This is a genomic window from Aestuariivirga sp., assembly GCF_044239095.1.
GTDB lineage: Bacteria > Pseudomonadota > Alphaproteobacteria > Rhizobiales > Aestuariivirgaceae > Aestuariivirga.
This window is the reverse complement of record NZ_JBIICB010000168.1, coordinates 1-9281: the sequence shown is the minus strand read 5'-3', so window position 1 is coordinate 9281 and position 9281 is coordinate 1. Positions and strand designations below refer to the sequence as shown.

Here is a 9281-nt window from a genome sequence, read left to right as displayed (position 1 = left end):
GAGAGGGATAAGAATTTACATGTAAACCTTCTCCTCAATTCCCCCTCGCCCCCACGCATGTGGGGGAGAGGGCCGGGGTGAGGGGGTCTGTCCACACATGAAACGCTCAGACTGCATCACAGATGGCCGCAGCGGGCTCAAGACTTCAAACGCGCTGACCCGCGGCAGCCACCCCCTCACCCTGCCCTCTCCCCCGGAGGGGGAGAGGGATAAGAATTAATATCTAAACTTTCTCATTCATTCCCCCTCGCCGCCACGCATTTAGGGGAAAGGACGGAATGGGGTACGGGCGGGCGAGGAAAGAAGGCTACATCTCCCGGATCGTCTTCAGCACGCCGTCGAGGGCGTCTCCGTTCTCGTCTTTCAGCGCGGCGGTGACGAGACGGTCCATCCACTGGCCGCCGTCATCGCGTGCCGCGAGAAGGGTTGCGGCGGAGAAGACGCGGTCGAACTTGGAAAGCCCCCGCGCGTGCGTGTCCGAGTAGCCCTTGACCAGGCGGCGCGCCGCCAGCATGGCGCGGGCGAGATCGTAGTTCTGGGGCAGCATGCGGCTGGCGATGGCGAGCCAGTCCCCGGCATGGCGCATCTCGGTCTCATGGCGCAGAAGTTTCCGCCGCCAGCGCCGGAGGCCGCTCACCGCATAGAGTTGCAGGAAGCCGCGCAACCGTGCCGTCTCGACCCGGCGCCCGCGGTTCACCATTCTGTCGATCCGCGCCATGAGGGCGGGCTTTGCGGCGATGCTGCGGCCCCATGATGCTGGCAGAAGGCTCACCAACTCCTCCGCGCGCGGGTGCATGAATTCGGTGAGATAGAGCGGATCGCCGCCTGATTTCATGTCCGCTGAGATGCGCGCGAACCGCGCAGAGCGGGTCTTGAGGTCGGCAACGCCGATCACGTCATCATAGGCCATGGCATTGGCGAGATGCTTCGCGGCGGCAGCCGTGAAGGCGTGGCCGCGCGGCAAGCCGCCGTGGCGGGTGTCGAGTTCGGCCAGTGCTTCAAGCCGGGCGAGATAGTCATCGCCATAGGCGAGGTCCTGGAAGTCGATGGTGCGCTTCAGGCCGGCCAGCGCCGCGGCATGGGCCGCAGGGGGGAGCGCGCGCAGCCTTGCAAGGCGCTCATCGAGTGCTGCAGAGCCGAGGCTTTCCGGCAGGCCGCTTGGCACGGGCACCGGCTTCGCCACGGCCTGCGGCAATTCATTTTGGCTCACGCGTGAAAAGCCATCCGCGAAGCCCTTGAGCGAGGCGGCCGTTCCCTTGCCGCCGGCTGCGATCACCTGCTCGAAGCTCTCGCGCGGGAACGGCAATGCGGCAGCACCGGCCAGCGCACCAAGCAGCGGGGCGGAGACGACCGTGCCATGGCCGCGCGCGGCGCGCTCCATGTCGAAGGCGATGACGCGGCGCGCGGCGATACCCGCCGCGGCGTTGACAGCCTGAGGGTCGGCGATTGCTTCGCCCGGCTTCTCCTTCTCCGCCACGGCATAGGCGCGGTGGGTGGAGGTGATGAGCAGCGTCCGGTCCGGTGTCGCAAGGCCGCGCAGGATGGAGCGGCCGGCCTCCATCAGTTCCGCCGCGATGACGATGTCCACGTCACCCGGCGTGGGCATCAGCGCCAGCACCGGCGGCTGGCCGCCGCGGGGCGGCAGCATCTCGATGTAATAGAGCGTGGCGCCAGTGCGCTGCGCAACGCCCGGAACGGAGGTCGACTGCGCATACCAGCCATTGGCTTCAGCCACGGCGACGATCCAGTCCGTCAGCACCCCGCCGCCCTGCCCGCCCATGGCGAGGATGGCGATGGTGAGCGGCTTGTCACGGCCCTGCGTAGCGTCGAACATCACGCCGCCTGCCTGCCGAAAAGGATGCGCCGCCGCTCCCGCCGCCGCTGCAGGAAGGAAATCACCGAGGCGCGGATCCGGCTCTTGAAGCGCTCCCAGCCGCTCGCATTGCGCAGCACGTCGGCACGGTAGAAGGACGGGCAGAGAACCGCGGCATCGGCCACGTCGCCGCAGTTTCCGCAGGCAACGCAGCTGTCGTCGATTGCCGCGACAGGGTCATCGCGCAGCGGATCGTCGAGGTGCTTGACGGTCAGCGACGGGCAGCCGGAGAGGCGGATACAGGCATGGTCACCCGTGCAGATATCCTCGTCCACGCCGAAGCGCTGGCGCAGCACGGGCTCGCCTGCCTTCTCCGCCTTGTCCATCAGCGGCTTCACGCGGCGCTGCTTGTTCAGCATGCATTCGGATGAGGCGACGATGATCTTGGGGCCAGGCTCGTCCGTCGTCAGTGCCTCGCGCAGCGTGTCACGCATCTTGGCGACATCATAGGTGCGGTCGATCTGGCGCACCCATGTGGCGCCGACACCCTTTACGGCAGTGGTGATGGCGTTGTTGGTCTGGCGCTTCGTGTTTTCGGCACGCGAGGACGGGATGTCCTGACCGCCGGTGGCGGCGGAATAATAGTTGTCGACGATCAGCATGACGCCGTCATGCTTGTTGAAGACCGCGTTGCCGACGGAGGAGGACAAGCCGTTGTGCCAGAAGCCGCCGTCACCCATGACCGAGATGACGCGCTTGTCTGCCTTGACGTTGAAGGCCGAGGCGGCGGCGGGCCCGAGGCCGTAGCCCATGGTCGTGGCGCCGATGTTGAAGGGCGGCAGGATCGAGAACAGGTGGCAGCCGATATCGGCCGACACATGGTGCGTGCCGAGCTCCTTCTCGACGAGTTTCATGGCCGCGAAGATCGGGCGCTCCGGACAGCCGGTGCAGAAACCCGGCGGGCGCGGCGGCACGACAGTGGCCAGCGCCTGCACCTCCTTGCTGTTGAGCACGGGCGCGGCATCGGGAAGCGGCGGCCGGTTGCCGAGAAGGCGCGGCGCGTGTCTCTCGAGAAAGCCGAGAAGGCCCTTCTGGAGCACCGTTGCGGTGTATTCGCCTGCCAGCGGGAAGACATCCTTGCCAGACAAGCGGGTGTTCAGGTCCCGCCGGCGCAGCATGGTGTTGAGCGCCTGCTCGAGGAATTCGGGCTGGCCCTCCTCGACCACGACGACGGCGGACTTGCCCGCACAGAAGGCGAGCACCTCCTCATCAACCAACGGATAGGTGACGTTCAGGACATAGAGCGGAATACGGGTGTTGCCATAGGCATCCGACAGGCCGAGCTGCTGGAGTGCGCGGATCACGCCATTGTACATGCCGCCCTGCAGGATGATGCCGACATCCGCGTCATCCGGACCGAAGACCTCGTTGAGCCTGTGCTCACGGATGAAGTTCACCGCGGCGGGCCAGCGCTTCTCGATCTTCAGCTTCTCATGGATGAAGGAGGCGGGCGGCAGCACGATGCGGTTGACGTCGCGCACCGGGTTCTCCAGCGCCTGCTTCAGCGTGTAGGCGGGCTTGCGGTTGTCCTTCGCGGTGAAGCGGCCGTGGACATGGCAGGCGCGGATGCGCACCTCGACCATCACCGGGGTGTTGGAGGCCTCGGAGAGCTCGAAGGCCTGCTCCACCGCCTGCACCATGCTGGGCAGGTCAGGGCGCGGGTCCATCAGCCAGATCTGGGACTTCATCGCATAGGCGTGGCTGCGCTCCTGCATGATGGAGGAGCCTTCGCCGTAATCCTCGCCGATGATGATGACCGCGCCGCCGGTGACGCCACCCGAGGCGAGGTTGGAGAGCGCGTCACTGGCCACATTGGTGCCCGCCGTCGACTTCCAGGTCACGGCACCGCGGATCGGGTACATGACGGAGGCCGAGAGCATGGCGGCGGCGGTGGCCTCGGAGGCGGAGGATTCAAAATGGACGCCGAGTTCGGCCATATAGCCGGAGGCATCCGCCAGCACGTCCATCAGGTGCGAGATGGGCGAGCCCTGGTAGCCCCCGACATAGGACACCCCCGATTGCAGCAGCGCCTTGGTGATGGCGAGAATGCCCTCGCCACGGAATTCCTCACCCGCACCGAGCCGCAGATCTTCCACTTCCCGCGCAAAGGACCGCTCTGCCATCTGACGCCTTTATATTCCAATGCATAGATCGTCCGAAATAGTGGCGGCGATCCGCCGCCATATCAAGCCATATTGCGGCGCCAACAGATGCTGCATTGCAGCATTGGATGGATGCAACTAAATATTTCTCCCCTTGGGGGCCAAAATGGTCTTCAATCTGGCGCCGTCAAGAAACGGCAAGGGCCAAACAAGAGGGACTGCATGATCGAGATTTCCAGACGCCAGCTGCTGCAGCTGGGAGCCGCCGGGCTGCTCATGGGCAGCGGGCTGAACATCACTGCCGCGCGGGCCGACGGCGGCACGGTGACCATCGCCTACAACGTGAACCTTCCCTCCTGGGATCCGACCACGGGGCTTTCCGCCGTCAACCCGACGATCCAGGCGATCTACCGCTCGGTGTTCGACCAGTTCATCGGCCAGAAGCCGAACCTGGAGTTCCAGCCGGGGCTGCTCACCGAGTGGGGCTGGTCGGATGACAAGAAGCAGGTGTTCATGACGGTCCGCGAGGGCGTCAAGTGGCACGACGGCTCGCCCTTCACGGCCGAGGACGTGGTGTGGTCGCTCGAGCGGGCGGGCAAGATGGACGGCGGCAACCCGATCGCCTTCATCTGGTCGAAGATCGGCAACTTCAAGGTGGACGGCAACAAGATCACCGCCGACGTCCTGCAGTTCGAGCCCACGCTGTTCAAGTGGATGGCCTTCCTCACGGGCTATGTGATGCCCAAGGCCTATTTCGAGAAAGTGGGCGCGGAAGGCTTCGAGGCCAAGCCCATCGGCACCGGCCCCTACATGGTGGACCAGTTCGAGCGCAACGCCTTCGTGCGCCTCAAGGCCAACCCGGACTACTGGGGCGGCAAGCCCGCCTTCGAGACGGTGGTCTTCAAGTTCGTTCCCGATGCGACGAGCCGCGTGGCCGAGATCGAATCAGGCTCTTCCGACGTGACCGTCGACGTGCCCTTCGAGGAGTTCGACCGCCTGAAGGCGAAGGACGGCCTGAGCGGCGCGGTGACGCCCGTCTCCGACATCGGCATGATCTTCCTCAACAACGACGGCCCGATGCTGGACAAGAACGTGCGCCTGGCGGCCGCCATGTCGATCGACAAGAAGGCCATCGTCGACAAGCTGCTGCGCGGCTACGCCACCCCGATCAGCACGCTGCAGGCCCCCGAATACACGGCCTTCGACGCGACGATCACCGTGGCCTACGATCCCGAGAAGGCAAAGGAACTGCTCGCGGCCTCAGGCTTTGGTCCGGACAATCCGGTGAAGTTCACGATCCAGTCCACGCGCGGCCTGAAGCCCAAGGACTACGAGATGGTGCAGGCCATCGTGGGCATGTGGCGCAAGGTAGGGATCGAGGCCGAAATCGAGGTCTACGAGATCGCCAAGCACTACGAGCTGCGCGCTGCCGACACGCTGGCGCCTGCCGCCTTCTACAACTGGGGCAACGCCATCGGCGATCCGACCACGTCCACGGGCTTCGCCATGTTCGGGCCGAGCCCGCACTCGGTGTGGAACACGGATGACCTCGACGGCATGATCGGCCCGCTGTGGGGCGAGGCCGACGAGGCCAAGCGCATCGAGGGCTGGAAGGCCGTCGACAAGCACATCGCCGAGAACGGCTATGTGATCCCGCTGATCCAGTACCAGCAGCCGATCCTGTTCAAGAACACCATCAAGGTGACGCCCAATGTGGCGGGCTCGCCGGAGCCGGCACAGATGTCGCCCGCCTGACGCTGACCCCGAGGCCCGGCTCCGGCCGGGCCTCGATTTCCCGGTCAAGGAATTTTATCCTTGACTTTTATTCCTAACACATGCTATGACTGCGGCCATGCTGATGACCCTCACATCGCCGCTCGCAGGCCTTCATATGCCCTTCAGCCTCATCCTGTCGCGCGCGCTCACCGCCCTTCTCACCCTCATCGGCGTGATGGTGGTGGTTTTCGTGCTGGTGCGCGTGGTGCCCGGCGACCCGATCGCCATGATGATCGCGCCTGGCGCGTCGGAGACCGACATCGCGGCACTGCGTGCGGTCTATGGCCTTGACCTTCCGGTATGGCAGCAATTCACGATCTGGTTCGGCCAGGTGCTGGGCGGCGACCTCGGCACCTCGATCTCGATGAAGCAGAACGTGATGACCATCATCGCCGACCGGCTTCCGGCCACCATCGAACTCGCCCTGCTGGCGCTTGCCATCGCGGTTCTGCTGGGTGGCACGATCGCGCTCGTTTCCACCGCCTGGCGCGGGACGTGGGTTGAAAGCCTCATCGACAATGCCAACGGGCTCCTGCTGGCGGTGCCCGACTTCATCTGGGCGCTGACCTTCGTGCTGGTGCTGGGCGTGCTGGTGCCGCTGCTGCCGATCTCGGGCCGCAGCGACCCGACCATCGACCACGGGCTTGCGACGCAATTCTTCGTTCTTGAGGGCCTGCTGCGCGGCAAGTTCGCCTTTGTAGGGGATGTGCTGAAGCACATGGTCATGCCGGCCTTCGCCATCGGCCTGCCGCTGGCCGCGGTGATCGGCCGCGTGCTCAAGAACACCATGATGGACGTGATGGTGCAGGACTACATCGTGCTTGCCCGCATCAAGGGACTATCCAACGGGCGAATCCTGCTGCAGGAGGCATTGCGCAACGCCGCCGTTCCAGCACTGGCGCTAACGGGCGTGCAATTCACCTTCCTGATCGGCGGCACGGTGATCACCGAGCGCATCTTCTCCTATCCCGGCATCGGCAACCTCGCCATCGATGCCGTGATCAACCGCGACCTGCCGCTGATCCAGGGCCTGGTGCTGACATTCGGCGTCATCTTCATCGCGGTCAACATGCTGGTCGACGCGCTGACGGCGTGGCTGAACCCGAGGCTGCGACATGCCTAGGGACCTCCGCATCTGGCTGGGCGGCGGCTTCATCCTGCTGCTGCTGGCCATCGCGCTGCTCGCGCCGCTCATCGCCCCATTCGATCCGCTGGAACAGGATCTGATGGCCGCCACCGCCGCGCCCGGACAGGAGCCCGGACGCTGGCTGGGCACCGACAGCCTCGGGCGCGACCTGCTCTCACGCATGATCTATGCGACGCGGATCGCGCTGACGGTTGCCTTCGTGGCGGCCACACTGGCTTGCATTCTCGGAACCGCACTGGGCCTGCTTGCGGGCTATTTCGGCGGCTGGACCGATGCCGTCATCTCACGGCTGATCGACATCTGGATGGCGTTCCCGCCGGTGCTGCTGTCCATCCTGCTCGTCGCCGTGCTGGGATCCGGGCTGCACTCGGTGATCGTGGCCATCGTGGTCATCGACTGGACGCGCTTTGCCCGGGTGGTGCGGGCCGAGACGCTGCAGCAGGCGCGGCTGGAGTATGCGGAGGCCGCAACCGCGCTGGGCATGGGGCGGATGGCGGTGCTGTTCCGCGAGATATTGCCCAATGTGCTGCCCGTGGTGCTGGTGCTGCTGTCACTTGAAATGGGGATCGCCGTGATCGTGGAGGCAATCCTGTCCTTCGTCGGGCTGTCGGTATCGAGCGACACGCCGACCTGGGGCGGCATGATCGCGGAGGGACGGCAGATCATCTACCAGGCGTGGTGGGTGCTGGTCTTCCCGCTTGGCGCCCTGTTCCTGACCGTGCTTGCCTTCAACCAGCTGGGAGACGGATTGCGCCAATGGCTCGACCCGATGCTGAAGCGGTGACGGCGGTGATCGACATCCGGAACCTTTGCGCGCACAGCGCCGTAGGGCCGATCCTGCGTGATGTTTCCCTGCAAGTGAAGGCCGGGGAAGTGATGGCGCTGGTGGGCGAAAGCGGGGCTGGCAAGTCGACCATCGCCAAGGCGGTGCTGGGCATTTTGCCAGCGGGCATCAGGATCACCTCTGGCAGCATCCTGTTCGAGGGAACCGACCTTCTGGCGCTGCCGCCGCCGAAACTGCGCGACATGCTCGGCGTGCGCATCGCCCTCATTCCGCAGGACCCGCTGACATCGCTGAACCCCGCCCGCCGCATCGGTGACCAGCTGACCGACGGATTGCGGCTGCGCGCGGGATTGAGCCGCAGGCAGGCCGAGGCAAGAGCGCTGCAGCTTCTCGAGGATGTGCAAATCCGCGATCCGGGGCTCGTCATGCGGCGCTATCCGCATGAGCTGTCAGGCGGGATGCGCCAGCGCGTTCTGATCGCCCAGGCCTTTTCGCTGAACCCGCATGTCATCATCGCCGACGAGCCAACCACGGCACTCGACGTGACGGTGCAGAAGCAGGTGCTGCGGCTGATCCGCGAAATGCAGCGCACGCACAAGACGACGCTGCTGTTCGTGACCCACGACCTGGGCGTGGTGGCGCAGATTTCCGACCGGATGACCGTTCTCTATGGCGGCAAGGTGCTGGAACAGGGCGCAACGGCTGACGTTCTCCACACGCCGCGCCACGCCTATACGCAGGCACTGCTTGCCGCGAGCCCGCGCTATGACAGGCCGGAGCAGAGCCTGCGGCCGGTGCCCGACGCGCTCATCGCCGAACTGAGGCGGGAGATTGGCGGCTGATGCTGATCGAGGCGCGCAACATCTCGCTCGACGTGCCGGACATGAGCCAGCAGCTGCTCATCGGCCGCCGCCGCAGGCTCACCATCCTGAACAACATCTCGATCTCCATCGCGAAGGGCGAGAGCGTGGGGCTGGTGGGAGAGTCGGGCTCCGGCAAGACCTCGCTCGGGCGCAGCCTGCTTCGGCTGTACGAGCCCCGCGAAGGCCAGATCCTGTTCGACGGCGAAGACATCACCCATGCGCCGGCACATGCGCTGAAACCCCTGCGCCGCCGCATGCAGATGATCTTCCAGGACCCGCAGTCATCGCTCAATCCGCGCCGCAGCATCGGCGGCATTCTGGCAGGCGTGCTTCGCCTGCACGGGCTCGATGCGTCACCCGCAGCCGTGACCGGGCTGCTCGACCGGGTGGGGCTTCCGGCCAGTGCCATGGGGCGCTATCCGCACCAGCTTTCCGGCGGGCAGCGCCAGCGCGTGGGCATTGCGCGCGCCATCGCGCTCAAGCCGGATTTCATCGTGGCGGACGAGATCGTCTCCGGCCTCGACGTATCAACCCAGGCGCAGGTGCTGGACCTGCTGCAGCGCCTGCGCGCGGAAATGGGCATGGCGCTCGCCTTCATCAGCCATGACCTTTCAGTGGTGCGCGCGCTGTGCGAGCGCGTGGTGATCATGCGCGGCGGCGAGATCATCGAGGAAGGCAGGACGGCGGAGGTGTTCGCCTCTCCCCGCAGCCCGTTCACGCAGACGCTCATCGACAG

General features: G+C 65.6%; 7 protein-coding genes. 5 read left to right on the top strand and 2 right to left on the bottom strand.

What is annotated here, in order from left to right:
• Nucleotides 1-307 precede the first annotated feature (307 nt).
• Both ACILRA_RS14750 and ACILRA_RS14745 read right to left on the bottom strand, forming a co-directional pair.
• On the bottom strand, nt 308-1834 hold the full coding sequence (locus ACILRA_RS14750) for an indolepyruvate oxidoreductase subunit beta family protein (protein ID WP_395662845.1): 1527 nt from the start codon (nt 1832-1834) through the stop codon (nt 308-310).
• Entirely contained in the window at nt 1834-3996 is a 2163-nt protein-coding gene (locus tag ACILRA_RS14745) for a thiamine pyrophosphate-dependent enzyme (RefSeq protein WP_395662844.1), read from the bottom strand. Before ACILRA_RS14745 ends, ACILRA_RS14750 begins: the two co-directional genes overlap by 1 nt.
• Before the next feature lie 204 nt (nt 3997-4200).
• Here ACILRA_RS14745 and ACILRA_RS14740 point away from each other — a divergent pair, with 204 nt between their 5' ends.
• From ACILRA_RS14740 to ACILRA_RS14720, 5 genes are all read left to right on the top strand, one after another.
• Nucleotides 4201-5730, top strand: a complete 1530-nt coding sequence (locus ACILRA_RS14740) for an ABC transporter substrate-binding protein (protein WP_395662847.1) — start codon at nt 4201-4203, stop codon at nt 5728-5730.
• A gap of 136 nt (nt 5731-5866) precedes the next feature.
• Nucleotides 5867-6874, top strand: coding sequence for an ABC transporter permease (locus tag ACILRA_RS14735; protein WP_395662846.1), 1008 nt, complete (start codon nt 5867-5869; stop codon nt 6872-6874).
• Complete coding sequence (locus tag ACILRA_RS14730; RefSeq protein ID WP_395662843.1) at nt 6867-7682, top strand: ABC transporter permease; 816 nt, start codon at nt 6867-6869, stop codon at nt 7680-7682. Before ACILRA_RS14735 ends, ACILRA_RS14730 begins: the two co-directional genes overlap by 8 nt.
• Nucleotides 7655-8524 carry an ABC transporter ATP-binding protein gene (locus ACILRA_RS14725; RefSeq protein WP_395662842.1) on the top strand — a complete coding sequence of 290 codons (870 nt, stop codon included), beginning with the start codon at nt 7655-7657 and terminating at the stop codon, nt 8522-8524. Before ACILRA_RS14730 ends, ACILRA_RS14725 begins: the two co-directional genes overlap by 28 nt.
• The coding region (locus ACILRA_RS14720) for an ATP-binding cassette domain-containing protein (RefSeq protein ID WP_395662841.1) at nt 8524-9281 on the top strand (758 nt) is incomplete at its 3' end. The genes ACILRA_RS14725 and ACILRA_RS14720, both read left to right, overlap by 1 nt.

Bases quoted from the DNA above. Each gene is read 5' to 3' on its own strand.
- ACILRA_RS14750 (WP_395662845.1), bottom strand. From the start codon at position 1,834: ATGTTCGACGCTACGCAGGGCCGTGACAAGCCGCTCACCATCGCCATC.
- ACILRA_RS14745 (WP_395662844.1), bottom strand. From the start codon at position 3,996: ATGGCAGAGCGGTCCTTTGCGCGGGAAGTGGAAGATCTGCGGCTCGGT.
- ACILRA_RS14735 (WP_395662846.1), top strand. From the start codon at position 5,867: ATGCCCTTCAGCCTCATCCTGTCGCGCGCGCTCACCGCCCTTCTCACC.
- ACILRA_RS14730 (WP_395662843.1), top strand. From the start codon at position 6,867: ATGCCTAGGGACCTCCGCATCTGGCTGGGCGGCGGCTTCATCCTGCTG.
- ACILRA_RS14725 (WP_395662842.1), top strand. From the start codon at position 7,655: ATGGCTCGACCCGATGCTGAAGCGGTGACGGCGGTGATCGACATCCGG.